The sequence below is a fragment of the Nocardia sp. PLKS1-43 genome, from assembly GCF_059510335.1.
Map to the genome: position 1 here is coordinate 146,398 of NZ_JCAJZQ010000009.1, position 26,252 is coordinate 172,649.

Annotated in this window: 24 protein-coding genes and 1 tRNA gene; 17 read left to right on the forward strand and 8 right to left on the reverse strand. The window is 68.2% G+C overall.

Annotated elements, in window-relative coordinates; all coding sequences use genetic code 11:
• Positions 1 to 45: 45 nt before the first annotated feature.
• From AC5WS7_RS28140 to AC5WS7_RS28155, 4 genes are read right to left on the reverse strand one after another with little or no spacing between them, the layout of a single operon-like run.
• On the reverse strand, positions 46 to 1,152 hold the full coding sequence (locus AC5WS7_RS28140) for a PLP-dependent cysteine synthase family protein (protein ID WP_495957605.1): 1,107 nt from the start codon (positions 1,150 to 1,152) through the stop codon (positions 46 to 48).
• 56 nt (positions 1,153 to 1,208) lie between these two features.
• Positions 1,209 to 2,564, reverse strand: coding sequence for a type III PLP-dependent enzyme domain-containing protein (locus tag AC5WS7_RS28145; RefSeq protein ID WP_495957606.1), 1,356 nt, complete (start codon positions 2,562 to 2,564; stop codon positions 1,209 to 1,211).
• A complete protein-coding gene (locus AC5WS7_RS28150; protein WP_495957764.1) occupies positions 2,555 to 3,517 on the reverse strand; it encodes an ornithine cyclodeaminase family protein in 963 nt (320 codons plus the stop codon). Before AC5WS7_RS28150 ends, AC5WS7_RS28145 begins: the two co-directional genes overlap by 10 nt.
• A 40-nt stretch (positions 3,518 to 3,557) precedes the next feature.
• Complete coding sequence (locus AC5WS7_RS28155) at positions 3,558 to 4,715, reverse strand: TauD/TfdA family dioxygenase (RefSeq protein WP_495957607.1); 1,158 nt, start codon at positions 4,713 to 4,715, stop codon at positions 3,558 to 3,560.
• Positions 4,716 to 4,905: 190 nt separating this feature from the next.
• On the opposite strand from AC5WS7_RS28155, the gene AC5WS7_RS28160 reads away from it, so the two are divergent.
• The 7 genes from AC5WS7_RS28160 (at position 4,906) to AC5WS7_RS28190 (ending at position 11,927) form a co-directional block, all read left to right on the forward strand.
• Positions 4,906 to 5,661: a lytic transglycosylase domain-containing protein gene (locus AC5WS7_RS28160; protein WP_495957608.1), complete on the forward strand. Its 756-nt coding sequence runs from the start codon at positions 4,906 to 4,908 to the stop codon at positions 5,659 to 5,661.
• A 767-nt stretch (positions 5,662 to 6,428) separates the two neighbouring features.
• Positions 6,429 to 7,718, forward strand: a complete 1,290-nt coding sequence (gene eno / locus AC5WS7_RS28165) for a phosphopyruvate hydratase (RefSeq protein ID WP_495957609.1) — start codon at positions 6,429 to 6,431, stop codon at positions 7,716 to 7,718.
• Between the two features lie 37 nt (positions 7,719 to 7,755).
• The gene (locus AC5WS7_RS28170; RefSeq protein WP_495957610.1) at positions 7,756 to 8,427 is read left to right on the forward strand and encodes an FtsB family cell division protein; all 672 of its coding nucleotides are present in this window, start codon (positions 7,756 to 7,758) and stop codon (positions 8,425 to 8,427) included.
• Entirely contained in the window at positions 8,424 to 8,975 is a 552-nt protein-coding gene (locus tag AC5WS7_RS28175) for a DUF501 domain-containing protein (protein ID WP_495957611.1), read from the forward strand. The genes AC5WS7_RS28170 and AC5WS7_RS28175 overlap by 4 nt, the downstream gene beginning before the upstream one ends.
• Positions 8,962 to 9,930: a Ppx/GppA phosphatase family protein gene (locus AC5WS7_RS28180; RefSeq protein WP_495957612.1), complete on the forward strand. Its 969-nt coding sequence runs from the start codon at positions 8,962 to 8,964 to the stop codon at positions 9,928 to 9,930. The genes AC5WS7_RS28175 and AC5WS7_RS28180 overlap by 14 nt, the downstream gene beginning before the upstream one ends.
• Before the next feature lie 390 nt (positions 9,931 to 10,320).
• On the forward strand, positions 10,321 to 11,787 hold the full coding sequence (locus tag AC5WS7_RS28185; RefSeq protein WP_495957613.1) for a peptide MFS transporter: 1,467 nt from the start codon (positions 10,321 to 10,323) through the stop codon (positions 11,785 to 11,787).
• A gap of 66 nt (positions 11,788 to 11,853) precedes the next feature.
• A tRNA-Leu gene (locus tag AC5WS7_RS28190) sits at positions 11,854 to 11,927 on the forward strand.
• Between the two features lie 191 nt (positions 11,928 to 12,118).
• Here AC5WS7_RS28190 and AC5WS7_RS28195 read toward each other — a convergent pair.
• Positions 12,119 to 12,832 (reverse strand): dienelactone hydrolase family protein, encoded by a 714-nt coding sequence (locus AC5WS7_RS28195; RefSeq protein WP_495957614.1) that lies wholly within the window; start codon positions 12,830 to 12,832, stop codon positions 12,119 to 12,121.
• A gap of 303 nt (positions 12,833 to 13,135) precedes the next feature.
• On the opposite strand from AC5WS7_RS28195, the gene AC5WS7_RS28200 reads away from it, so the two are divergent.
• The 10 genes from AC5WS7_RS28200 (at position 13,136) to AC5WS7_RS28245 (ending at position 23,290) form a co-directional block, all read left to right on the forward strand.
• The gene (locus AC5WS7_RS28200) at positions 13,136 to 13,273 is read left to right on the forward strand and encodes an FDLD family class I lanthipeptide (protein WP_495957615.1); all 138 of its coding nucleotides are present in this window, start codon (positions 13,136 to 13,138) and stop codon (positions 13,271 to 13,273) included.
• A 17-nt stretch (positions 13,274 to 13,290) separates the two neighbouring features.
• Complete coding sequence (locus AC5WS7_RS28205) at positions 13,291 to 13,797, forward strand: hypothetical protein (protein ID WP_495957616.1); 507 nt, start codon at positions 13,291 to 13,293, stop codon at positions 13,795 to 13,797.
• A gap of 6 nt (positions 13,798 to 13,803) precedes the next feature.
• Positions 13,804 to 14,349 (forward strand): hypothetical protein, encoded by a 546-nt coding sequence (locus AC5WS7_RS28210; protein ID WP_495957617.1) that lies wholly within the window; start codon positions 13,804 to 13,806, stop codon positions 14,347 to 14,349.
• Positions 14,339 to 17,287 (forward strand): lantibiotic dehydratase, encoded by a 2,949-nt coding sequence (locus AC5WS7_RS28215; RefSeq protein WP_495957618.1) that lies wholly within the window; start codon positions 14,339 to 14,341, stop codon positions 17,285 to 17,287. Before AC5WS7_RS28210 ends, AC5WS7_RS28215 begins: the two co-directional genes overlap by 11 nt.
• Positions 17,274 to 18,590: a lanthionine synthetase LanC family protein gene (locus AC5WS7_RS28220; protein WP_495957619.1), complete on the forward strand. Its 1,317-nt coding sequence runs from the start codon at positions 17,274 to 17,276 to the stop codon at positions 18,588 to 18,590. The genes AC5WS7_RS28215 and AC5WS7_RS28220 overlap by 14 nt, the downstream gene beginning before the upstream one ends.
• A complete protein-coding gene (locus AC5WS7_RS28225) occupies positions 18,587 to 19,477 on the forward strand; it encodes an ABC transporter ATP-binding protein (protein WP_495957620.1) in 891 nt (296 codons plus the stop codon). Before AC5WS7_RS28220 ends, AC5WS7_RS28225 begins: the two co-directional genes overlap by 4 nt.
• The gene (locus AC5WS7_RS28230) at positions 19,465 to 20,313 is read left to right on the forward strand and encodes an ABC transporter permease (RefSeq protein ID WP_495957621.1); all 849 of its coding nucleotides are present in this window, start codon (positions 19,465 to 19,467) and stop codon (positions 20,311 to 20,313) included. Before AC5WS7_RS28225 ends, AC5WS7_RS28230 begins: the two co-directional genes overlap by 13 nt.
• A gap of 67 nt (positions 20,314 to 20,380) precedes the next feature.
• Positions 20,381 to 21,058, forward strand: a complete 678-nt coding sequence (locus AC5WS7_RS28235) for a response regulator (protein WP_495957622.1) — start codon at positions 20,381 to 20,383, stop codon at positions 21,056 to 21,058.
• An 85-nt stretch (positions 21,059 to 21,143) separates the two neighbouring features.
• Positions 21,144 to 21,839: an ABC transporter ATP-binding protein gene (locus tag AC5WS7_RS28240; protein WP_495957623.1), complete on the forward strand. Its 696-nt coding sequence runs from the start codon at positions 21,144 to 21,146 to the stop codon at positions 21,837 to 21,839.
• Positions 21,836 to 23,290, forward strand: a complete 1,455-nt coding sequence (locus tag AC5WS7_RS28245) for an ABC-2 family transporter permease (RefSeq protein WP_495957624.1) — start codon at positions 21,836 to 21,838, stop codon at positions 23,288 to 23,290. The genes AC5WS7_RS28240 and AC5WS7_RS28245 overlap by 4 nt, the downstream gene beginning before the upstream one ends.
• Before the next feature lie 27 nt (positions 23,291 to 23,317).
• On the opposite strand, the gene AC5WS7_RS28250 is transcribed toward AC5WS7_RS28245, so the two are convergent.
• The 3 genes from AC5WS7_RS28250 to AC5WS7_RS28260 all read right to left on the reverse strand — a co-directional run bounded on the left by AC5WS7_RS28250 (position 23,318) and on the right by AC5WS7_RS28260 (position 25,994).
• Entirely contained in the window at positions 23,318 to 24,475 is a 1,158-nt protein-coding gene (locus AC5WS7_RS28250) for a sensor histidine kinase (RefSeq protein WP_495957625.1), read from the reverse strand.
• 85 nt (positions 24,476 to 24,560) lie between these two features.
• Positions 24,561 to 24,722: a gallidermin/nisin family lantibiotic gene (locus AC5WS7_RS28255; RefSeq protein ID WP_084525506.1), complete on the reverse strand. Its 162-nt coding sequence runs from the start codon at positions 24,720 to 24,722 to the stop codon at positions 24,561 to 24,563.
• 99 nt (positions 24,723 to 24,821) lie between these two features.
• Positions 24,822 to 25,994, reverse strand: coding sequence for a S1 family peptidase (locus tag AC5WS7_RS28260; RefSeq protein WP_495957626.1), 1,173 nt, complete (start codon positions 25,992 to 25,994; stop codon positions 24,822 to 24,824).
• Positions 25,995 to 26,252: the final 258 nt, after the last annotated feature.

Consider the following 26,252-nt stretch of genomic DNA (forward strand, 5'->3'; position numbering starts at 1 on the left):
CGGCGCTCGGGTGACTCGGCCGGGGCGGCGGGAGCGGTGGTGAGATCATCGCGCGCCCACCAGATTCTCCGTGGCCGCGGGGGCGTAGCGGTTCAGGAGAGTTATCACCTCGGCCTCGGCCGATTCGTCGAGCAGGTCGCGCTCGCTCATCCAGGCATCGTCGAAGACCGTGTCCAGGTACTTCTCGCCGCCGTCGCACACGATGGTCACCACCGTGGAGCCCGGCGGGAACTCCTCGAGCCGGGTCAGCGCGGCGTGCACCGAACCGCCCGCCGAACCGCCGATCATGAGCCCGAGCTTGCGCGCGACGGCGCGGGCGGTGGCGAAGGCGGCCACATCGGAGACCTTCAGACCCTCGTCCAGCAGTGAATAATCCACCGCGGTGCCGATCGTCGCGCCCGGCGGGGTGCCGGTACCGGACTGCCAGTACGGACCGCCCTGACCGCCGAAGGCGATCGATCCCTCCGGCTCCACGCCGATCACCCGCGCCGGGCGGCCCAGCTCGCGCAGCCGCCGCGCGGTGCCGAACAGCGACCCGCCGGTGCCGACTGCCGACAGCAGGATGTCGACCCGTTCCAGATCTTCCAGCAACTCATCAGCGACCGCGTAGTAGCCCAGGGCGTTGGCGTCGTTGTTGTGCTGTTCGGTGAAGTACGCGTCGGGCCGGGCAGCGGCCATCTCCTCGGCGAGATCCTCCCGCGCCGAGGTAGCGAGGCCGGGTTCTATGCCGTCTGCGCGGGGGCCCTGCGTGGTTACGCAAGCTGCCTCCTCCGGGCCCTGACCGCCCAGACGGGCGTCGCCGGGGTCGGCGACATACACGAGTTCGGTTCCCATGGCTCGCATCGCGCGCAACTTGTCCTTGCAGGCGTGGTGGTCGACGACCGCGGTGAAGCGATACCCACGTTCGGCGGCCACCACCGCCAGTCCGAGTCCGGTATTTCCCGATGTGGACTCGATAATATGCCCGCCATCTCGCAGCAAACCCCGGCGCTCGGCATCGAGCACCATTTCGCGGGCTATCCGGATCTTGGCCGCGCCGGTGGGGTTGAACTGCTCGAGCTTGAGTAACAGCCGGGTACCGGCCGTGGTCGCCGCCAGTTCGAACAGCGGTGTGTTGCCGATCAGGTCCGTCACACGCGTGACGAGCGGCATTCGGGTCTCCTCGGTCCAGAGTGCGGTGAAATGTTGCGAAGGAATCTGCCGGGCGCTCATCGAGCGTCGAGCGTCCAGCGGAACCGCCCGCCGGACGTGCTGTACAGCACCACTTTCGGCGGTATCGGTAGCTGGTGGAACGCCGACTCGTTCGAATCCATCTGGTAGCCGGCGGTATTGGGGTAGACGAGCAGATCGTCGATCTCGGCGGCTCGGGGCAGCGGGATGCGCCGCCAGCTGAGCATGTCGGATTCCAGGCAGGTGGCCGCGCCGACGCTCGCCGGTGTGGGGGCGCCCGGCCGGGTGGGCCACAGCGCCGGATCGGGTAGGTATTCGCTGTCGAACCATTGCTCGGACAGGCTCAGGCTGGTCCCGTCGACGGTGAGCAACTGGTACGAGTCCCCCTGCGCGGTACGGGTTTTCACGCCCTGCACTCGAAAGACGCTGCTGCCGGCTCGATCGAGCAGGGCGCGTCCGGGTTCGATCGCGAGCCGAATCTCGTTCTCGCGCAGGCGTTGTGCCAAGTTCCGGTGCCGCAGAATCGCGCGCAGCATGTCGGGGCCGGGACAGTCGGTGTGATACGGGTAATAGGAGCCGAACCGCTTGTCCGCGTGGAAGTGTCGTGCGTCCGAGTCGGCCAGGAAATCCCGCCAGGCTGGTTCGCTCAGATAGTCCACCGCGAATCCGCCGCCGATGGAGATGGTGCTCGTGCGATGGCCCTGTTCGCGGGCGGCCAGGCACCGGTCGACCAGTGCGGCGGCCAGCTCCGCTCGGGCGATCGGATCGTAACCGGACAGGTGAAAGCTGAAGCCCGACAGGGCGACCGGGCCGAGGTCGGCGCGACCTAACGCCTCGTCGAGTTCGGTGTCGGTCATGCCGAAGCGGCTGTTCGATCCCGGCGGCAGCATGCGCAGCAGCACCCGGGCGGGCAGGCCCGCGCGCACCAGCTCATCCAATTCGCCCGGCGCGTCGACGGCGATCAGCGCGCCGTGCCGCGCGGCCAGCCACAGCAGCTCCGCGGACTTGGCCGGGCCGGTCACCATCAGGTCCTCGCCCCGGATGCCCTGTGCCAGCGCGGAACTCAGCTCGCCGGCGCTCGCGACATCCACTCCCGCACCGTGTTCGGCGCAGGCGCGAACCACGCATGCCGCCTTGTTCGCCTTCTTGCCGTAGTAGATCGCGCCGTCCACACCGGCCTGCGCGAACGTCGCGTGAAAGCCGTCTATATTGTCGCCGACCCGTTCGGGATACATCACGTGGAACGGCCCACCGACGGCGAATGCGATGTCCCGCAGCAGATCCGGGTCGGCCAGCAGTCGCAGTTCCCATTCGTCGCGATGGGCGGGCATCGCCGGAGCGGCGATCGGGCTCGTGCGCACCGATCCGGCCGCCGTGCCGATGCTCAATCCCACAGAGCCACCTCCGTACCGCGTCCGTCGGCGATCGCCCGTTCGGCGAGGGCGTGCGCGACGGCGATATCGGTGAGTACCAGACCGCTGTTGTAGACGAAGATGTGCTCGTCGTCGCGGGTGCGGCCCTCGACGCGACGGCTCAGGATCTGCGGCAGCTCGGCGTCGACGCCGCGCAGCCGCCCGTCCGGGCCCGCCATATCGGTTCCGGTGAGCGCCATCTGCTGGGCGCTGGTCGCGATCACCCGATCGGCGTCCACGAGCGTGGAGGGGGCCAGGCCGTAGCCGACCAGCACCACCGTGGAACCCGGTGCCAGATCGCTGGATTCGAGTGCGACCGAGGTGCCCGGACCGGCCGTGGCCAGCACGACGTCGGCGCTGCGGGCGGCCTCGCGCGGATCGGCCACATCCTTCAGCTCCAGCCGCGGATCGTGGGCGGCGAGGTACTCGTGCACCGCCTTCAACCCTTCCGGGTGAGTGCCGTAGAGCATCAGCTTGTCCAGCTGCGGATTGGCGGCGAGCAAGTGCGGCAACGCGTTCCGGCCCTGGGTGCCGGTGCCGATGAGCAGTACGCTGCGCGCGCCCGGACGGAGCGTCTCGCGGACCAGCAGCGAGGAGACCGCCGGGGTGCGCAACGCGCCGACCCGGGCGCAGTCCATCATCGCGATAGGCATACCGGTCGCATCGTCGTACAGGGTGATGGTGGTGTAGTAGCGCTTGGTGCTGCGGTCGTGGCTGGGATCGAATTTGTACGAGGTCTTCATCGCGACCACGCGGCGCCGGCCGTCCCGGCCCAGCATGGCGTACGCCACCGACCAGCCGTCCGGATGCGCCACGCTGAGTTTGCGCGGGTTGTCCGACTCCTGTGCTGCCAGAGCCAGATACGCCTCCTCGACCGCGCGCACCACCGCGACGGGCGTGATCGGAACGTCTGCCAGGTCGCTGCGGCTGAGCACACGCAGCGGTGTGGTTCGGGTACTCACGACAATCCTCGGTTCACTGGTCGTCTGCGGCCTCTGTCTGCCCGTGGGCTCGTGTCCCGCGGGTACCGGCCCTCCCGGCGAACGGGGTGACCGTACGTTGTCCATAGCCATTTTCCGCCGACTCGGCGGCCGGGCGATCGCGCGCCAGGCGCACGTTCACCCGTTTGAGCCAGCGATCGGTGCCGTCGTAGCGCGGCGTGAACGGCACCCGGCCGTGCACCACGACGTCGTTGTCGACCAGCAGCAGCTCGCCTGGATCCAGAACCGCTGTGTGGCAAACCCTTTCGAGTTCCGCCCCGAGATGGTCGTAGGCGCTGCGGAATTCGTCGTCGGCGTCGTCGAGCGGGGTATAGGCCGGGTCGTAGCGCAGTGTGGGACGCGACTGGTCACCGCCGACGGTGGCGACCGGTGCGGCGGGATAGCGGTGAAAGTCGGTGCCGTAGGACACATCCGGCAGGATCGGCAGGCGCGGATGGGCGAGCCGGTGATGCTGTTCGCGGCTCAGGCGCACCTGGCGGACCGAGGACACCGTCGTGCCGACCCGGTCCGGATTGCGCAGGCATCCCAGCATGAGCAGATGCGCCCGCTGCGGGTGGAACGCGTCCTCGGTGTGCGGGCACAGCAGAGTGGTGCTGCTCGCGCCGGACTGCTCGTGCTCGTGTCCGGGGGACGGGAGGATGTTGTTGACCAGCCGGCCGCCCTGCTGCCCGTGCCAGCCGAACGGCTCGCCCGCGCTGCGGGCCAGCAGCAACATGGTGATGTCCAGCCGGAACGACGCCTGGCTGCCGGCAGGGTCGCTGCTCCAGGCCGCGGCCTCGCGCCAGTCGCGCGGAGTCGGCCCGAGATCGTCCTCGAGCAGCGGTAATCCAGTGAGTACGGCGGCTCCGGCGCGGGTCGCGGGCGGGCGCACGGCACCGCGCACGGACTCGGGCAACGCGGCGGCGTGCGCGTCGACGAGATCGATCAGTCGCGGATCGGTGAGGGTGCGACAGGCCTCTGCGGACACGTTCGGCAGCGACCGGAATGTGATGACGATCTCGGTCGCGGCGGTGCGCACGGCGTGCGCCGCGGGCGCGGTGAGCGCGCGATGCTCGATCCGGTCGTCGGAGCGATGAGGTAACGCGGTGTCGACGGGGTGGCGCGGGTTACGTTCGCAAAGAACGTGATTCACCAGGGATTCCCTTCTGCGAGGCATGGTGAAGCATCAGGAGGACCACTCGTCTGGGAAGGTAGTCGCTTCAACCTTATTAAGCAAGCCTTACCTAATTTGTGTCGGCAAAGATAGCTATCGGGCATTGCGACAAAGCAGAGAACACCGTAGCTGATCGGTGTCCGATTCCACGCATCTGGATGATGGAGGGGTGCGTAGTGCGGGGACCGGTGGTCGCGTCGTTCCAGCTGGCGCCGTCGGCGGGTTCGCCCTCGTCGCGGCGCTGCTCGTGCTGTGCGGATGTGGTCTTGGAGAACGTCTTCCGCCGATTCCGGACGGGATTCCGCCCGGTCCGGGTGCGGCGGTTCCGGCGATCGATCTCGACGCGCCCGGACGCAGCGCCGCGCAGTTGCACGGCTGGGCCGCCGACCGGTCCGACGCGCTGAAAGTCCCCGTGATCGCTTTGGAGGCCTACGGTTACGCCGCGGCCGTGCTGGCGCGTTCGCGGCCGGACTGCGGAATCGGCTGGACCACCGTGGCCGCGATCGCGTACGTGGAAAGCCGGCACGGCAGTCACGGCGGCGCGCACATCGCGTCCGACGGCCGGGTCACCCCGCCGATCCGCGGTATCCCGTTGGACGGATCACCCGGTGTGGCAAGGATTCTCGACGAGGCGGCCACCGCGCGCACGGGCAGTCCGGTGTACGTACGCGCGATGGGCCCGTTCCAATTCCTGCCCGAGACCTGGCAGCGCTGGGGCGTCGACGCCAACGGCGACGGCGTCGCCGATCCGGACAGCATCGACGACGCATCCCTGACCGCCGCGCGCTACCTGTGCGCCAGCGGCGGCAACCTCACGACCGCCGCGGGCTGGCAGCAGGCCCTGCTGACCTACAACCAGTCCACCGCCTACATGGCCGAGGTCCGCCGCGACGCTGCGGCTTACGGTGTGGGTAGACAGCCGTGATTTCTGCCTCCGCTTCGCTCCGGCGGGTTTTCGGCGCTGTAAGGCTCGTCGTTCAGCCCTCGAGACTCGGCCTTCGGCCATGCGCTTCGAGGGCTGAACGACGAGCCCGCGCCGAAAACCTTTGGGGTTGGTGTTGCTGAACCTATCGCTTCGCGGGCGATTTCCAGCGGGACGGAGACGCTTTGCCGCTGGGGGCGTTGGCCATCGCCTCGCTTCGCATCGGCTGGTTAAGGTTTGGTTGAGGGGGTCGTCGTGCGGTCGAGACTCGGCCTTCGGTCGTGCGCTTCGAGGGGTGAGCGATGAGCCCGCGCCGAAAACCTTGGGGTTGGTGTTGCTGAACATATCGCTTCGCGGGCGACTCCCAGCGCACCGAGGCGCTTCGCCGCTGGGTGCGGTACGACTTGGTTGGTTGGGTGGGGGCGTTCGCCGTTGAGCGTGGTACGGCTTGGCTGGTTGGGGGCGCTTCGCCGTTGAGCGTGGTACGGCCTGGCTGGTTGGGTAGGACGCTTCGCCGCTGAGTGGGGCTTGGGGTGGGGGATTACCTCATGTTTTGGGTGCGGGTGGGAGGCCGCACCGGTTGCGTGGATCCGCATACGCTGTATGGGCTGCTGTGGGTGTTTATGCAGGTAAGGGGTGCTGGTGGGCATGTGGCTCGGGTGGACGTGCATCGCCTGGGTTACGCTCGCTGTCGCACGGGGTCACCGTGCGACCTGCTCATGAACGGCGGTGAGCAGGGCCGTCGTTGCTGCCGAAGGAGTGTCGTTTTCGTGGCCATCATCGAACAGGTCGGAGCTCGCGAGATCCTGGATTCGCGCGGAAACCCCACCGTCGAGGTCGAGATCGCTCTCGACGACGGCACGCTCACCCGCGCGGCCGTGCCCTCGGGCGCGTCCACCGGCGAGCACGAGGCCGTCGAACTGCGTGACGGGGGTGATCGGTACGGCGGCAAGGGGGTGCACAAGGCCGTCGAGGGAGTGCTCGACGAGATCGCCCCGGCCGTGATCGGCCTGGACGCGGTCGAGCAGCGCACCGTCGACCAGGTTCTGCTGGATCTGGACGGCACCCCGGACAAGTCCCGCCTGGGCGCGAACGCGCTGCTGGGCGTGTCGCTCGCGGTGGCCCGTGGGGCGGCGGAATCCTCGGGTCTGGAGCTGTTCCGTTACCTCGGCGGCCCCAACGCGCATGTGCTGCCGGTGCCGATGATGAACATCCTCAACGGTGGCGCCCACGCCGACACCAGCGTCGACGTGCAGGAATTCATGATCGCCCCGATCGGCGCGCCCACATTCCGGGAGGCGCTGCGCTGGGGTGCGGAGGTCTACCACGCGCTCAAGGCCGAGCTGAAGGCCAAGGGCCTGTCCACCGGTCTGGGCGACGAGGGCGGTTTCGCGCCCGATCTGCCCGGTGGCACCCGCGAGGCGCTGGATCTGATCGCCGCCGCGATCGGCAAGGCCGGTTACAAGGTCGGCAGCGAGGTCGCGCTGGCCCTGGACGTCGCGGCTACCGAGTTCTACACCGCCGGCACCGGCTACACCTTCGAGGGCTCGGTGCGCACCGCCGCGGAGATGACCGCCTTCTACAACGAGCTGCTCTCGGCCTACCCGCTGGTCTCCATCGAGGATCCGCTGTCCGAGGACGACTGGGCGGGCTGGGTCTCGCTGACCGACGAGATCGGCGACAAGATCCAGCTGGTCGGCGACGACCTGTTCGTCACCAACCCGGAACGGCTCGAGGACGGTATCGCCAAGGGCGCGGCGAATGCGTTGCTGGTCAAGGTGAATCAGATCGGAACGCTGACCGAGACCCTGGACGCGGTCGACCTGGCCCACCGCAACGGCTACAAGACGATGATGAGCCACCGCTCGGGCGAGACGGAGGACACCACCATCGCGGATCTGGCCGTCGCGGTCGGCAGCGGTCAGATCAAGACCGGCGCCCCGGCTCGCAGCGAGCGTGTCGCCAAGTACAACCAGCTGCTGCGTATCGAGGACGCGCTGGGCGATTCGGCCCGCTACGCCGGGGACGTTGCGTTCCCGCGCTTTGCCGTCGAGGGATAGTACCGTCGGAGTCGTTGTGGCGGCGGAGGTGTGAGAGATGACCGAACGGCGGGCGCGCGGCACCAGTCCGGGCGGACGTGGTGACCGCCGCTCGTCGCGGTCGGCCCACACCCGCCCGGAACGGACCGTCTCCACTCCGCCGGCCCGCACGGCCGCGGGAAAACGCGCCGCGCAGCGGCGGACGACGGGTTCGCGGTCCGAATCCGGCCCGGGCGCGCAGAAGTCCTCGCGCCGCACCGGCGCCCGGAACGCGAAGGACAAGCGCGAGCGCCGGTTCCTAGGTCTCTCCACCGGACGTGCGGTGTTGCTGGCGGCGGTGCTCTGCGCGCTGGCGCTGACCCTGGCGGTGCCGATGCGCACCTACCTGAGTCAGCGCGCCGAGGCGACCCAGCTGGCTCAGCAGCGCCGCGAGCTCGAGGAGAACGTCGCCCGCCTGCGCGATCGCCGTGCCCAGCAACAGGATCCGGCGTACATCAAATCCGAGGCGCGCGAGCGGCTGCGGCTGGTGATGCCTGGAGACACGGCGTACATCGTGCAGGTCCCCGGCATCGAACAACCCGCGGTGCCCGCCCCGACCGCCGCACCCCGCAAACCCGACCCCTGGTACACCGAGCTGTGGCGCAGTATGAACAACCCGCAACCGGCTCCGGCGGCCGCGCCGCAGACCGGCACGCCGCCACCCTCGACCCCGGAAGGACAGCCCCGGTGACCGACACCCCACCCAGCGCCGACGATCTGGAGATCGTCGCCCGGCAGCTGGGCCGTTCGCCGCGCGGCGTACTCGCCATCGCCTACCGCACCCCGGACGGGCAGCCCGCGGTGGTGAAGACCGCGCCGCGGCTCCCGGACGGCACCCCGTTCCCGACCCTGTACTACCTGACCGATCCGCGCCTGACCGCGGAGGCGAGCCGTCAGGAGGCCGAGGGGCTGATGCGCGGGATGACCGAGCGGATCGCCACCGATCCGGCGCTGGCCGCCGCCTACCGTCGCGCCCACGAGAGTTATCTGGCCGAGCGCGACGCCATCGAATCGCTGGATACCGATTTCAGTGGCGGCGGCATGCCCGAGCGGGTCAAATGCCTGCACGTGCTGATCGCGCACGCCCTGGCCAAGGGGCCGGGGGTGAACCCGTTCGGCGACGAGGCGGTCGCCCTGGCCGCGGAGGGGCGTCTGCGCGGCACCGCGATCCCGGCCGACTGGCCGAAATACGATCAGTACCAAGCGGATTCCACAGGAGGCTCGGATGGCGGCGAATGATCGGGTGGCCGCGGTCGACTGCGGCACCAATTCGATCCGTCTGCTGATCGCGGACGTCGCGGCCGGGTCGCCGCCGGACCGGCCGAAGCTGACCGACGTGCACCGGGAGATGCGCATCGTGCGGCTGGGGCAGGGGGTGGACGCCACCGGGGAGCTGAATCCGGACGCGATCGAACGCACCCGCGTCGCCCTGCACGATTATGTGGACCTCATGCGCGAGGCCGGGGTCTCGACGGTCCGCATGGTCGCCACCTCCGCCACCCGCGATGCCGGCAATCGCGACGACTTCTTCGCCATGACCGCCGCGGAACTGGGACGTGTGGTACCGGGCGCGCAGGCCGAGGTGATCACCGGGGACGAGGAGGCCCGGCTGTCCTTCGCCGGTGCGGTCGGTGAATTATCCAGTGCCGAAGGTCCTTTCGTGGTCGTCGACCTGGGTGGCGGGTCCACTGAGGTCGTCCTCGGCGACGCGACGGGGGTGCATGCCGCCTACTCGGCCGATATCGGCTGTGTCCGCCTGACCGAACGCCACCTGCACGGCAACCCGCCGACCCCGGAGGAGGTCGCCGCCGCGCGGTTCTTCGCCGAGCAGCGGCTGGCTCAGGCGTTCGGCGTCGTGCCGGTGGAGCGTGCGCGCACCTGGGTCGGCGTCGCCGGAACCATGACCACGATCGCCGCGGTAGCGCTCGATCTGCCCGAATACGATTCGGAGAAGGTGCATCTCACCAGGCTGAGCCTCGACGAACTACGCACGGTGTGCCATCGGCTGGTCGGTATGAATCACGACGAGCGCGCGGCGCTGGGCCCGATGCATCCCGGCCGGGTCGATGTGATCGGCGGCGGTGCGGTGATCGCCGAGGTGCTGGCCGACGACCTGGCTCGCCGGGCGGGAATCGGCGAACTCATCGTCAGTGAACACGACATCCTCGACGGAATCGCATTATCCCTGTCCTGAGTCCTGTAGTGGGGGAACGGTTTCCGGTTGCCGAGGGGGAGGCGGTAGAAGTTGTCCCGATCGGTGCGGCATGCGTGGCTGTGCGTTTCCCAGCTGGGCCCGAGACTGGTCGACAAGGCGGTCGGAATTGTCCTCGATCGGCCATTACGCTCATCTGTGAGCGTTCACATATGGATCGTTCGAGAAAGCATAATGTTCAGTCGGCCTCCTTGAAGTTTGACCTTGTGCGAGCAGAATGCTCATAGTCTGATCATCTTGCTCGGAAATATCGTCACAGACCCGGCGAACTGACTACTCTTCCTTCGGCGGCGGACCCGACCGGTTCGCATCCTGCGCCGCAACCGTCACCCTGGTTGCTGGAAAATTGCGTGTCATGGAAAGGTCGAATGCATGACGGAGGTGGGCCACCAGCCCGGACGGGCATCCGAACGCACCGTGTTCGGACATCCGATCGGCTTGGTGAATCTGTTCGGGGTCGAGCTGTGGGAACGGTTCTCGTTCTACGGCATGGTCACGATCCTGGGGTATTACCTGTACTACTCCCTGACCGAGGGTGGGCTGGCGCTGGAGAAGACCACCGCGACCGGCATCGTCGGCGCCTACGGCGGCGTGGTGTACATGTCCACTGTGCTGGGCGGCTGGCTGGCCGACCGGGTGCTGGGCATGGAGCGCACGGTCTTCTACGGCGGCGTGGTCGTCATGGCGGGGCACATCGCGCTGGCGGTATTGCCCGGGTTGGCCGGGGTGGGCGCGGGCCTGACGCTGGTCGCCCTCGGCAGCGGTGCGCTCAAGGCGAATGCGTCCTCGTTGCTGGGCACCCTGTACGAGAAGGGCGACCCGCGCTGTGATGGCGGGTTCACGCTGTTCTATCTCGGCGTCAATCTGGGGGCGTTCATCGGCCCGCTGATCACCGGCGTCCTGCAGACCGATCTGGGCTTCCACTACGGTTTCGGCGCGGCGGCGATCGGCATGGCCCTGGGGCTGATCCAGTACGTGGTCTTCCGGCGCAATCTGGGCACACACGGACGTATCGTCCCGAACCCCTTGCCGCGCAACCAGATTCCGATCGTGATCGGATTCGTCGTGGCGGTCGTGGTGGTGGTCGCGATCGCGGGGCTCACCGGAATGGTGAAGTTGTCCGCCGTCGCTTGGTGGATCACCGGTGTCATCGCCGTCGCGTCGGCCGTCTACTTCTATCTGATGCTGACGAGCCCGAAAGTCACGCCGCTCGAGCGGGTTCGGGTGCGTGCGTTCATTCCGCTGTTCATCGCCAACGCGGTCTTCTGGTCGTTGTTCCAGCAGATCTTCACCGTGCTCGCGGTGTACTCCGACGAGCGGATGAACTGGTCGGTCTTCGGCTGGACCGCGCCGTCGAACTGGATCGGGTCGGAGGAGCCGGTCTGGGTGATCGCCCTGTCGCCTCTGTTCGCACTGATGTGGACCCGACTGGGGAACCGGGCTCCGACCACGCCACGCAAATTCGCCTACGGCGTGATGGGGATGGGCGCGGCGTTCGGGCTGTTCGTCCTGCTGGCCGGATTCGAGGGCAGAACGGTGCCCGCGCTGCTGGTCTTCTTCATCCTCGGCGTCTTCGCCGTCTCGGAACTGATGCTTTCCCCGATCGGCCTGGCCGTGACCACGCAACTCGCGCCCGAGGCCTTCCGCGCCCAGATGATGGCCCTGTACTTCTTCTCCGTCGGCATCGGCACATCCATGTCCGGCGTGTTGTCCGACTACTACAGCCCGCACCACGAGGTCGCCTACTTCGGCATTATCGGCCTGGTCACCATCGTGGTCGGCATCGTCGTCCACTTCCTGGCCCCCGGCATCAGCCGCCTGATGGAAGGAGTTCACTGACTCCGTACCACTCAACCTAGGCAGAATTCCGAGACGGACGTACGACTTCGGTACGCTAACCGGGTCGCCCCCGTAGCCCAATTGGCAGAGGCAGCGGACTTAAAATCCGCACAGTGTCGGTTCGAGCCCGACCGGGGGCACCGCGACACCGCGGGTAGGCCGGATTTTCGGTTACCTCGCGGCGGGTTCGGTCCGCTGCTGGTCCGCGGCGTTGCCGAGTCCGGGGCGTCGGCGAATAGGTCTCGGGTGGTTCGGTGCCTTGGACGCCGCGCAGTCCGGCGGGTGAGGCTGTGGGATGCGGTGCCGCGGTGTGCCGGAGCGGTCTGCGGTGTCAGCCGAAGATCTCGGCCAGGAAATCGCGGGCGGCGGCGAAGGAGCGGGTGTCGGCGGCGGGATCGTATGCGACGCCGGGGATGGCGCCCGGTACGGCGTGTCGGTGGGTGAAACCGTGTTGCGCGTTGCCGTAGACGTTCAGCTGCCAGTCGGCGTCGGCGTTGTTCATCTCCTCGACGAAGCTCGCTACATCGGCCTGCGGAACATGCGGATCGGCGGAGCCGTGGCAGATCAGTAGCCGGGCTCGGATCGTGCCGGGCTGCGCCGGGGCAACGGTGGTCAGGCTGCCGTGCATGCTGATCGCCCCGGCGATCTCGGCACCTGATCTGGCGAGCGTCAGTGCGGTCAGGCCGCCGAAACAGAAGCCGACCGCGGCCGCGCTCGTGTTGGTGCCGGGCAGCTCGAGCAGCGTGGCCAGGCCCGCTGTTGTGCGGCGGACCATGAACGCGGGATCGTCCCGGAGCGCGGTGAGAGTGGTGACGACCCGCTCGCGATCACCGGCCGCGTCGCCGAGCAGATCGCATGCGAACACGACGTAGCCGAGCGCCGCATATCGTTCGGCCTGGCCCCGCGCGTGCTCGTCCAGTCCGGCGCCGCCGTGGATCAGCAGGACGCCCGGCCGTTCCCCGGATCGTTCGTCGTCCCAGCAATGCACTCCGGTGAGCTGGGTATCGAGATCGGAATAGGCGATATCGCGCGCATTGATGCTCATGCGCACAACGCTAGCAGAACGAAACCTCACCATAGCACGAAAAGTAAAGTGCCGCAACCGCTCCCGCGTCACTGCGGCCTGACGAAACAATCGACCGAGGTAGGCGCGAAGACCCGTCGCGCTCGCTCGCCGGGATGCGATGAGTGCGCTCCCGCACGTCCGGAACGGACGTCCGGTGAACGGTTCTGACCTGCGGTTTCGCGTCGCAAAGCGGGCGATTCCATTGCCGCTGTCGTGATCGCCGTGTGAGAGTGCCTGCGTGAAACGCCGGCAACACGATGCGTCGGCGCGCCGGAGGGAAATATGACGACCGAATTCGATCTCGACGTCGTTGTGCGATCCAGTGCGGATGGCACATTCAGGAATTACAGCATGTTCGCGATGTGCTCGGCGGTGTCCTGCCCGAACGGCCCGAGCTGTATCTGTGAGCACCGCAGATGACGACGACGGATTTTCGGGTGCGATATCCCGGAACGCGGCGATGTCGCAACATCACGGTGCTCGGCAATCAGTCGGTCGACGGGCGCCGGTACGTCTCGACCAGGACGCTCGAATTCCTGCTGGCCATCGCGCTTGCCGGTGGTGAACGCAGACAGTCGTCGCTGCTTCGCGATCTGTTCTCCGACTGCGCGTCGAAGTCGGCCATACCGACCCTGGCCTATCGTGCCCGGAAATTGGGCATCGACACCGAATTCATTCCCATGCGAGCGAGTTATCGGGTGCTGACCCCGATGGTCATCGATGCGGTCGAATTGCTCGCGGCGCTGCGGGCCGGTGACGTCCGCACCGCGTTGTGGCTCTATGGCGGCCCGTGTCTGGCGAACAGTCGTTCGCCGTTGGCGATCGAAACACGCGAGATGATTGATACGCGCCTGACCCGGGCGGTGCTGGCGACCGGAGACTCGGCATTCATCGACTTCGCGGCGACCAAGCTCGATGCGGTCGAACTGCGGTCGGGGCGGTAGCCGCTGATGCGCGTATCCCCGGTCCTCCCGAACGCGCCCGCGGTCCCGGAGCAGGCCGGACAGCCGGCCCGGCTGGTGGCGGAATCTACTGTCCTGCAACGACTCTGGCAAGGCGAATCGTACGGTGTGGACACCGCGACGACCTTCGCCCAACTGGCGGGACGCGGCATCCGCCCCGCGCCGGGGACCGCTGTCATGCTCACGACATTGCAGCGCCCGGCGCGGTCGGCGCTGCCGGCCCGCTCGCCGGCGGTGATCAGCGGCCGGCCGATGATGTACTGTGTCGGGCCCGGAAGTCGCAACGGGCAGCGTCTGCCGCCTGGTGCGCCGGACCCCGAGCCCGCGGCGCGAACCGCCGCGGCCGCGCTGAATTCCGGACCGTTCCGTTACGGCTCGGCGGCACAGACCATCGCGCGCATGCGCGCATGCGCCCGATGCGGAATCGATGAGATCGCCTTGCGCGTAGTGGCGGCGGCCGGTCACGGTGTCGACGAGGCGTTGAACGACATACGAGAAATACTGTCGGAGTGGAGCATTGCCGATGTCTGCTGATGAACGGCCCCTTCCGGAATCCCTGAGTGAATTCGCCGCGCTGCGCTGCTCGATCGGCGCGGTGGACCGATATCCGGATTTTCCGGCGGAATGGGGTGATATCGAGGCGATCGGCGAGCTGTGGTCGGACCCGACGTTGCGCGAGGCGGTCCTGCTGGCAAGCCCGGTACTCGCCGACCGAACCGCGCGGGCGCTCGAATCCGGGGAATCGGGAACTCCGCTCAAGAAACGGCGGCGAATTCACCGGGGGCTGCTCAAATACGCGCTGCGACTGAGTTCGCGCTGTACTCCGTTCGGCACATTCGCCGGTATGACCATGCTGCCGTTCGGAAATGAGGAACCGGTCCTGGCGAGCGAACATCGCCGGTTGGTGTTCGCGTCCAGGGCGCTGGGACGACGACTGGCCGAGAGCGTCCGCGGCGGTTCCGCGGTCGGCCTCGTCGCCAATCCGGCCGTGCTGGAACGCGGTGGGCGTTATGTCGTCGCGGTGATGCGCGGCAGTGCTTCGCCCCACGACGTCTCGTCGGTGCGGGCAACCGGGCCGGTCACTCTGGCCCGTGAGTTCGCCGCGACGCCGCGCCCGCGCCGCGATGTCGAGGACCGGATCGCGGCTCGCTATCCGGAGGTTCCGCGCGAGACCGTGGAAAAGCTCGTCACCCAGCTGATCGGCGCCGAAGTTCTGCTCAGCACCGCGGATGCCACGTTCTTCGACGTCGACGTGCTGGATCGGCTGCCGGACACCGAGCGGGTGACCGAGATCCGCGCCGCGATCGGCCGCTACGCGAGCGCGCCGCCCACCGAGTCGACCGCCGCCCTGCGAGCGCTGCTGAACGCCTGCGGGTCCGAGCGCGAGGTTCAGCAGGACGTGCGGGTGGACGTGGAACTCACTGCGCGAGGGGGCATTTCACCCACCTGCGCCCAGGACGCCGCCAAGGCCGCGCACGTACTCACCCGCACCGCGCTGTTCGGTGGCCGGGACATCACGCTGGACGAGTTCTGCGCGGAGTTCCAGGAACGCTACGGCTTCACCCTGGTTCCGCTCATGCGGGTGGTGGACGAGGAACTCGGGATAGGCTTCCCGCGCGGCTACGATGACCCCGGCAGTGTGCCCCGGCGTGTCGAGACTCCCGAGCTGCGTGCCCAGCGAGAGTTGCGGGGCCGCCTGCTGGAACGGGCTCGCCGCGCCGGCGCCGACACGGTCGTCATCACCGACGACGACCTGGCCGGCCTGCCCGAGCCCGACCAACTCGCCTCCGGATACGACATCTTCCTTCGGTTGCACCGGGATTCGGCGGGCCCGACCTCGACCGTTGTCGGAGCGAATTTCCCCGGCGGGGCGGCGGTGGGGCGTTTCACTCCCGGAATCGCTCCCGCGGACGTTCATGCGCGCCGGTGTGCGGCGTGGGAAACCCGGTGGTGGTCGACTGAGCGAACCGGCGGGACCGGCCTCGTCGCCGATATCGACTACGCGTGCAGTCGCGACGGCGTCAACGAAGTCGCCGCCACCGGACGGTTCTTCCCCGCCACCCTGGTGGTGAATTCCGATCCCACCGGGCGTTCCGGGCGCACGCTCGGCCTGGCCGACATTCATCTCGGCCTGGTGGGCGAACGCGTGCGCCTGTTCCTCGCGGACGGGACCCCGCTGCGCTGTCAGCAGCTGAACATGGTGGCGGTGGAGACCAGCGCCAAGGTGGTGCGGTTGCTTCGGGACATCTCAAATGACGGAATCGTCCGGCCGTACTGGGGGTGGGGAGATCCGGACGAGACCCTGCATTATTTCCCCGAGGTCCGCTACGGCGGCGTCGTCATCGCCGAACGACGGTGGCGATGCCCGGAAGCGGTTGCCGCCGAATCGGATACGGTGGCCGCCTGGCTGTCGGAAGCGGGTGTGGGCCGGTACCTCCTGGTCGGCGAGATGGACAATCGGCTGCATCTGGACACCCGCCACCCGCTGCATCTCGATCTCCTGGCGGAGGAAATCGCCAAGGGGCGCCGCTGGGTTCACCACGCTCCCGATCCGCAAGCGCTGGGTGTGGTTCGCGACAGCGCGGGGCGGCGGCACGCGACGGAGATCGTCGTCACCGTGGCGAGTTCGACCGAGGCGGTGAAACCGCAACGGGCCGTGCGGTATCCGGTATTCGACAGTCGTTCCGACGCCCTGCGTCTGCTCGCCCCTGGCGGGGAGTGGACCTATCTCACCGTGCGGCTCGCCGCCACGCTGACCGATCGCGTGCTCACCGACTTTCGTGCCGCGGTTCCCGAACTGGATGGGCAGTGGTACTTCGTCAGGTACCGGGAGAACACCAGCGGGCAGCTCAGACTGCGGATACGCCGGCCGCTGTCCGAGCTGGATCGCGCGTTCGAGTGGTTGACCGAGGCCAGGCTCTCGGGCGCGATCGGCGAATTCTGCCTGCCGATCCATCACCGCGAACTGGAACGATACGGCGGTGTCGGCAGCAACCCGAGCTATGAGCGGTTGTTCTGTCGCGAGACCGGCGTGATCCTGCCGTTGCTGCCGGTCATGGGCGAGCCGTCGGCCGAGCGAGCCGGAATCCGCGATGGCATCGAACGGGCCGCTGGAGTTCTGTCCGGCTGGTTGACCGGTATCGCGCCCGAGGCGGAGATGCTGCGGGCCACAGTCGGTCTCGCGGTCGCCGGATATCTCGACGAAATCGAGGGGGCGGCCCACCGCATCAAGAAGGAACTGCGCGGGCGAACCGTCGCCCGTGACGACGCCAGTGCCCGAATGGAATCCGCGGTGCGCGAATTCTGGGCGGCGCCCCCGGCCGGCGCGGTCCGGACGCCGGCGATCCTGCAGAGCGCGAGTCATCTGATGTGCAACCGGCTCGGCCTGACGCGAGCCGAGGAGTTCGCGGCGATGTGGCTGATCAACACCGAGATCACGACGAAGGGACGGAAGAACGATGCCGGGCGATAGATCGGCGACGACAGCGCACTGCCCGGTCGAACGGCTCGCGGTGGAACAGGGCTGGGAACTGCTCGAGCTGTTCCGGTCGAATGCCCAGCGGGCCAGAACGATGTCGTTCCCCTACGGGTTCGACCCCGAATTCGACATCACGTGGCAGCCGCTCGGGGTCGGGCACGGCGACCTCGGACTGGCCCTGGTGTATTCGGCCGCCGATCAATTGGATTCGGAAGGTGGCTGGGATCGCAGCGCCATGGAGCACGTGCGCGCCGCCGCGGACCGCTTCCCGGACACGCCGATGGCCGGTGTCGGATTGTTCTCGGGCACAAGCGCTCTGGCCTTCTGCCTGCGGGCGCTGTCCCGCGACGGCGAACGCTACGGCCGTGCGATCGCCGATGTGGAGGCGGTGCTGGCGACACAGCTGCGGCGCGAACTCCAGCGGGTCGACGCGCACGCCGGTGTGGCGACCGATTTCTACGATGTGATCGTCGGGCTCGCCGGCGCCGTGACGTACGTGATGACCACGGCCGCAAGGGAAACGGCGCTGGCCGAACTCGCGGTGCGGGCGATCGGCGATGTGGCTGCGCTGTCGCTGGTGGATGCGCCGGGCGGATTGTGGACTCCGCCGGAGAAGGTCGGCGAATTGGAGGGACGGCTGCGACCCGAGTTGTGGGCCGGTTATCTGAACTGCGGATTCGCGCACGGGATCGCGGGGGTGCTCAACCTCCTCGGGCAGGCATGTGATCGCGGGATCGGCGGTGATCTCGTCGTCGAGGCCACAGACCGCCTCGCGGATCAGCTCGTCGAGGTGTCCACGACCCCGGCGGCGCTGGACGTCCCGGCGAACGTGCCGCTGCATCGCTTTCACGACGGTGAACGCGAATTCTCCCGTGCGCGAACGCGTTACGCCTGGTGCTACGGCAATCTCGGGGCCGCCCTGCCGTTCCACAACAGCCGGCATCTCGCGGCCCGCCACCCCGGCCTGCTCGCCCGCCTGCTGGACACCTCCGGTCGGACCCCGGAGGACATGGGCCTGGACAATCCCACCCCGTGTCACGGCACGGCCGGAAAGCTGGTGCTCGAGCGGGCGATGCTCGGCCCGGAAACGGTGCACGACAACGTCTCCGGCCTGCTCACCCAACGAAATCCGGAGCGAGTCTTCGGCTTCGACAACGTCCAGCCCAGTTGTCCGACCCTGGATTCACCCGGACTGCTGGACGGAACCGGCGGCGCGGCCGTGGCGCTGCTGTCGCTGGCGGCGCCCCCGGATGCGTTGCATGCGGTGCGCATGTTCACCGGGCGGTGGCCGGAATGAGCGCACTGATCGAGATCCGCGACGCCGGAGTGGTTTTCGCGGGTGACATCCGGGTCCTGCGGGACGTGTCGTTGAGTTTCGAGGCGGGAGACTGTGTGTCGGTCCTGGGCCGCAACGGTTCCGGGAAGACCACGCTGCTGCGCCTGATCACCGGAAATATCCTGCCCGCCTGCGGAACTGTGCGGGTCGCGGGTTTCGCGACCGATCGGCATCGGCGGCAGATCGCCGAACTGATCGGCGTCAGTATGTATTCCGAGCGTGCCTTCTATTTCCGCCTGACCGTGGAGCAGAATCTGCGCTACTTCCAATCGTTGCGAAACCGGTTCGGCGCCGGTGCGGCCCGCGAACGCGCCGACCTGATCGAACAGGTCGGCCTGACCCCGCATACCCGGACCAAGTTCATGGAACTGTCGCTGGGACAACGCAAGCGATTGGGCCTGGCGCGTGCGTTGATCGGGAATCCGCCGGTGATCGTCCTGGACGAGCCGTTCGCCAATCTGGACGGCGCCGGAACCGCTGTCGTCGTGGACGCCGTCGAACAGCGTCGCGCGCACGGTCTGACGACGTTGTTCACCACCCACGAGATGGCCGACGTGCGCGGCGTGGTCAACAAGGTGGTCACCCTCGCCGACGGCGCGGCCGCGATCACGGATCTGGGATGCGCGCACAGTGGGGGCGTCGAGCGGGTGCGCACCGTGACGGTTGTCGGATCGCGCAAGCTGCGATTCGATCCGACCCCGCTGTCGGCCAGATACGTCACGGCGGTCGATGGGCGCAAACTCGCGATCGAGGTGCCGACCGATATGAAGATGTCCGAGGTGGTCGGTCTCGTGGAAGCGACCGGCATGGCGGTGGAACAGGTGGTCGATACCCCATGGATGCGCTAGGTACCGGGCAGAAGATGAACCGGCACAACTGGTTTCGCCAATACGGCGTGTACCTGCTGCGGTTGTACTGGGAGCGGCGCACCTACCGCACGGCCATGGTGCTCGGCGGCGTGACCAGCGTCGTCGGATTGGCGCAATTCGCCTTCATGGGGACATTCCTGCAGCGCGGCAACACTTTTCCGGAGATAACCCGATACGGTGGAAATATCGTCTCGTATTTCCTGTCCGGCACCGTGTTCACCGGATTCGTCGCGGTGGCCCTGCACGGTTTCAGCCGATACGTGCAGGAGGAACAGATGACCGGAACGCTGGAATCGGTGGCGGATTCCCCTCCGGGAATCACCCGGATGATGATCTTCTCCGCTCTCACCGGCTGCGCGGCCACCGCGATCGGGTCGTTCGCGATGATGGGACTTTTCGAGGTGCTGCTGGGATTCCAGCTCGATGTCAACGTCGGCGGCGTGGTGGTGAGCCTGCTCCTGACGTTGATCGCCCTCGGCGGATTCGGCATGGCCGGATGCGGAACCGTGCTGGTCACCAAGCGCGGCGATCCGGTGACCTGGTTCGTGGTGACGACGATGACGCTGCTGTCCGGTGTCCTCTACCCGGTGGAGGCGCTGCCCGGATGGATGCGCGCGGTGGCGCACTTCCTGCCCACCACGACCGCACTGGATCTGCTGCGGGCCGCATTGCTCGGCGGTGCGAGTATCCGCAGTGTGCTGGCCGCAGCGTTGCCGCTTACCCTGTGGGCATGTCTGAGCGTGCCCGCCGGCGCGCTGCTGCTCCGCTGGGGTCTGCGCACCAGCCGGCGACGAGGCTCGCTCGGCCAGTACTGACGTTATTCTTGCGAGCACCGCCGGCCACCGGGCCGGAACTCTCGCCACGAGCCGTACAGGGGGTGTAGTGAGCCCGATCAACGTCGCGGTCGTGGACGATCAACCGCTGGTCGCCTCGGCATTCGAGATGCTGCTGTCCGACGAACCGGATTTCCGGGTCCTCGCCGGTGGGCGGACCGGACGCGATGCGGTGCGGCTGTGTCGCACCGAACCGGTGGACGTGCTGCTGCTGGACATCCGCATGCCGGATATGGACGGCGTCACCGCGACTCGGGAGATCACCCGCGCGGGCCCGCGCCCACGGGTCATCGTGCTGACCACGTTCAACGTCGATGCCTATGTGGTGGACGCGGTTTCGGCGGGTGCCGCCGGATTCCTGCTCAAAGACTGTGAGCCGCAGGAACTTCTGGCCGCGATTCGCGCGGTGCACGCGGGCGGGGCGGTGATCTCCCCGACGGCCACCACCCACCTGTTCGACGCGTATCGGCGCGGCCACACCGCCGCCGAGCAGCCGCCCGCGGGCCGGGACACCGGCACGCATCAGGCCCTGGTCCGGCTGAGTCCGCGCGAACTCGACGTGCTCGGCTTGATCGGTACCGGGCATACCAACACCGAGATCGCCGACCGGTTGTGCATCGCGGAGACGACGGTCAAGACGCATGTCCGCAATCTGCTGGCCAAACTCGGGTGCCGGGATCGGGTCGCGCTGGTGGTGCTCGCGCACGCGGCGGGTCTGGTGCGCTGAGCACTCATCCCGTGGGAGGAGCCGGACGCCGGATTCGTCCCGCCGGATGAAGCGGCGAATCCCGGTGTGCCCAGACACTTTTCGAGTGATAGTCGATATGCAGCGGATAAGCAAGAAGTTCGGTCGCACGCAGGCGCTCGCCGACCTGACCCTGTCCGTCGCGCCAGGAACCGTGTACGGGCTCCTGGGGCCGAACGGTGCGGGAAAGTCCACGACGCTGTCCATCCTGCTCGGGTTGCTACGGCCCGACGGGGGAACGCTGCGGCTGTTCGGCAGGGAGTGGAGCCGGCAGGCACTGGCCGGTATCGGAGCGTCGGTGAACGGGCCCAGCTTCTACGGGCATTTGTCGGCCCGCGGGAATCTGCGGGTGCACGCCCACCTGATCGGCGCCGGGGACCAGGAGATCGATCGCGCACTGGCGCTGGTGGATCTGACCGCGGTCGCGGACCGGCGCGCAAGGGGTTATTCCACGGGCATGAAGACGCGGCTGGCGACCGCGATCGCATTGCTGGGTGATCCGCCGCTGGTGGTACTCGACGAACCGCAGAACGGCCTGGACCCCGCCGGTATCCGGCAGATGCGCGAGCTGATGCGGTCCATCGCCGCCCAGGGGCGCACGGTATTGTTCAGCAGCCATGTGCTCTCGGAGGTCGCCGCGACCGCCGACCACATCGGTTGTATCGTGGCCGGGCGCACCGTCTTTCAGGGCACCCTGGCCGAATTCGCACCTACCGGGAATATCGAGGATTCGTACTTCGAGCTGTGCGGGGTGCGGGCATGAATCCGATGGGTGTGCTTGTTCCCGGCCTCTCCGAGGCACTGCGGTCGCAGGCTCGAATATGGCTCCACTCAACGCTTCTCGCGCTGCCGCTGACCGCGGTGGTCTACGTCGCGCTGGCGGTCGGGTTGCAAATGGCCACCGGCACAACGACCTGGACCGGTTCGCTCACCCATCTGAACATGTGGGTGGTCGCGGTGGGACCGCTGTTCGTGGCCGTCCAGACCGGTGCGATGGCCGCGTTCGACCGCCGTTCCCGGTCGGGCGGAGTCGAATTCCGTGCCGTGGCGCCCTCGACGCTGCGCACCGCCCGGTGGGCGGTGACCGCGGCGTGGTGTCTGCACGCCCATGCCGTCGTGGTGATCACGACCTGTGCAGCGGGCGTGCTGTCGGGGCAGGCGGGCACCGGCACGGCCGTCCTCGACGGCGCGCGGTTGCTGCTCGCCCTGTGGGTGTCCTATCTGGGCTACTGCGCGGTGCTGACCGTGCTCGGCGAAATCGCCGGTATGGCCGGATGCGTTGCGGCAGGGCTGGTCTTCAGCACGTTCGGCACGCTGTACGCCGAGTCGCCGAACTGGTATCTGGTCCCGCCGGCGTGGATCGTCCGCCCGGCCCTGCCGCTCATCGGTACCCACGCGAACGGCGTCGGCCTCGGCGGCGATCGGATAGCCCACGGCTGGATGGCGGTTGTGCTCGGCGTCCTCGGCACGCTGATCGTGCTGCTGCTCGCGCCCGGCGTGCGCGCCACCGCCGAAGCCGTGCGGTATCGCCTGCCCGGACCGTTCACCCGGACACGCCGCCGCAACCGAAACCATCTGCACCACAGCCCGGTTCGCGCGTTGGCGCTGATTCTGCGCAGCGCCTGGGCGGGCGCGCTGGTGGTGGCCGCGGTGCTGGCGGTCATCGTGGCGCAGCAGCGGTATCAGCCCGGCGTGGCATACGAGTTCTTCGCCCTGCTGATCCTGCCGATGGGCTGTGCGGTCCTGCCGGCGATCTGGATTCCTCGCCTGCGCAACGGTTTCCGGGCTCTTGCCAGCCGCCCCTACGATCCGCGCAAGCTGGTCGTCCGGTTGACGGCGATCCTGCTGGCCGCCGAGTCGCTGGTGTGTGTCGCGGTCGGCGCGGGTGCGGTGGTCGCGGGGCAGCGACCCGCACTCGCGGTGCAGTGCACGTTCGTCGCGGCGGTGACCGGAGCGATGCTGGTGATGCTGGGCGCGGCGGTCACCGCGGCAGCCGGGCGGTCGGCCGGGCTGCTGGTCGGCGTCGTGGGAACGGTGTTCGGGGCGCTCGTCGGCGGCAGTGGTCTGGCCGGGCGGCTCGGACTCGTCGTTCCGTGGGCGTGGGCGGTCCTGCCGGCTCGGGCGATCATCACCGTTCCGATCGCGATGGCGATCGCGATCGCCTGCGCGCTGGCGGCCCATCGCGCATTCACTCGGCGGGCGGCCGGAACGTGAAGGGCGTCAACGGTTTCGAATCGAGTATCACCAGGTGTCGACGGGGCCGGCGTCCTGGACGTCAACCGGCAGCCGCGCCGTCAAACGGACCCCGGTCGCGGTGGCGGCCACGTCCAGCGTGCCGCCGACCGAGGCCATCCGCTCGCGCAGTCCCGCCAGGCCCCGACCGGCGTCCAGGTTGTGCGGGACGACGCCCACGTTCTCGATGACCGCGACGCACTCTCCGGACTCCAGTGCCACCGTCACTCGCATGGTGGCCGCCGGTCCGGCATGTTTGATGACGTTGGTGACCGCCTCGCGGACTACGCGCAGAACGGCCAGGCGCGTTGCCGCGGGCCAAGCCCGCTGCCACGTCGTGAGCGTCTCGTCGGAGGGCAGATCGTCCTCGACGGTGATTCCGGCGGCACGCGCCCGCCGGACGGTGTCGCGCAGGTCGGTGAAGGAGTCCGCGGACGCGGTCCCGTCGTGACCATCGCGCAGCAGCCCGACCAGGTGCCGGACGTCGCCGAGGGCGTCCTTGGAGATGTCGGCGACCGTCCGCAATACCTCGGCGGTCGATTCACCGCGGCGCTCGGCGACCACGAGTCCCATGCTGGCCTGCGCCCGCACCGCGGCGAGGGTGTGGCCGAGCACATCGTGCAACTCGGCGGCGATGCGACTGCGTTCGCTGGTCCGGGCGGCCTCGAGTGCGCGCTCGTGCGCGGTGCGCACGGCACGACGGCGGCTGCCCCAGATGTACGCGGCCGACAGCACCACGATGTGGTAGGCCATCGACCACTGATAATTCTCCGTCCTGATGGCGGGACTGCCGAGACTTTCCACGATGCCCACCATCAGCCCCGCCGGACCCCACCACCAGGACCGCGCGTATTCGGTGACCGCCATCAACGAGATCGGGGCGAAGATCAGGATCGGCGGCACGCTCAGATAAACCGGCGACAACTGCGCGGTGAGCGCCATGCCGCCGAACAGTGCGCAGGTGACCACGAATGCCGGAACGGGCCGGATGCGCCGAATGAGGACGGCCGGCGCCACGCCGGTGGCAAGCACGGCAAGACCGACGTACTCGATCGGATGGCCGTGCACGGTCAGGGCGACCAGCAGCCACGACACTCCCGCGCACAGCAGCGCGATGATCCCCAGCACGATGTCCGCGCGCGGGATCGCGCGGTACGCGGCGCCCATCTTCCCCCCGGTTCCGGTGATGAGTTGTTGTCGGAGGAAATGATAAGGGCGGCCACCGATCCGGCAGCCGCCCTCACGCGTCAGCTCACTTGCTGATCGGGCATCCGCAGGTCGCCGTCTGCGCGGGGCAGGTCTGCAGTGCGCCGGTGACACAGCCGGGAGTGCACAGCGAGACGCTGGTGACCTGCTTGGCCGGGCCGTCCAGGCCGATCGAACGCACCTGGAAGTCGAGATCGAAGTCCGACATGATTTTCTCCATCAATTGTATTCGCGGAAGCGCTTTTTCGCTTCGACAACCAGCCTTCCAGCGCTCGTTCGCATCCCGATCACACCGCAATCGCAGATCTCATCCCGCGCTCTGGACCGGGTCGGACCAGGTCTGGATGCGGCCGCCGAAGTTGCTCGCCGTCACGACGCAGACCACGTTCTCGCGCTGTGCGGCATCGGCATTCGGCAGGTCCGCGGCCGTCGCCCCGACAATCGGCGTCAATCCCGGCAGGGTCCCCATCCAGGTGATGGTCGACCAGCCGATGGATGTGCTCGACGGCCGGCGGCCGCGGACCTGATCCCACTGCGGCATATCGCAGTGCAGTGACCCGTTGGTCCGGCGGACGACCGGCTTCGCCACGGGGAACGGTTCGAATTGGCCGAGCCCGCCGAAGATCCAGTCCTGGAACGCGGTCGCGTCGGCGAAGGCCGCGATCGTCGGTCCGCACGGCCTGCCGAGGGTTTCGCCTCCGAAACTGAACAGGCCCGACAGTTCCGGCCGTCCCGCACGGTAAGTCACCGCGGGACTGCCGCTGTCGCGCCAACAGGCCCCGACCGCGTGGAAGGTGCGGTCCTGGGCGCACATCACCGACTTCTCGTCGACCTTCGCCGGTGTGGCGGCCGCGCAGTCGCGCTGCGAGACGACCGTCAGATCACCCCGATTCAGCGTGTCATCGCGGTAGCCCGGATCCTCGAAGCCGACCGCTTTGCCGGTATTGCCGTGAGCGAAGAACGAAACCGCGGTGCCGGGCGCGGGACGACTCGGCGCGATCGGCAGCACGGGCACGCCGGTGACCGGCTGATCGAGCAGAATCACCGCAAGGTCGTTGCGAGCGCTGCCGGAATTGACGGTGGGATCGACCGGGGTCGGCAGGATCTCGTAACCCGGAGCCGTCGCGACACCCCGCACGCCGCGTACGATGCCGGGCTCCTTCGACAACACCCGGGCGTTGACGTGTATTCGCATCCGGCTGGGATCCATATCGGCCACACAGTGCCCGGCGGTGACCACACGATCCGGACTCACCAGCGCTCCACCGCATTCGGCGGTGTCGAACAGCGAACCCGTGCCGACCGGATCGATGGTGGCGACCCACGGCGCCGCGTTCGGGTCGGTCACGGGGGTCCCGTTCGCCATGGCATGCGCGATTCCGGTCGACGGCAGCAGCGTGACCACGGCCGCGAGCCCTACGGTGACGCGCCGACGCGCCGAATTCTTGCGGTTACCGATCCATCCCAGCCTGGTCTTCATGTATCCAGTATCGAAAAGCGCTGCGCCGCAACAGTTCCTCCGGTGGAAGGAAGTTCGGGAACGGGCTCGTCCCGCAGGAGGAGTCCGGCGGGACGAGCATCCCTCCGGCCGCGAGGCGCGCATCCCGGACGGCAGATACGCGAAGTATCCCCGGCAACGAGCGGGCTCGTCGGTGCGGTGGAACCGGAGGTTACCGCGCGGCCGGTTCGATACCGCCGCCACCTCGGCATTCGTCCGGAACGATTCATCCGGATCAGG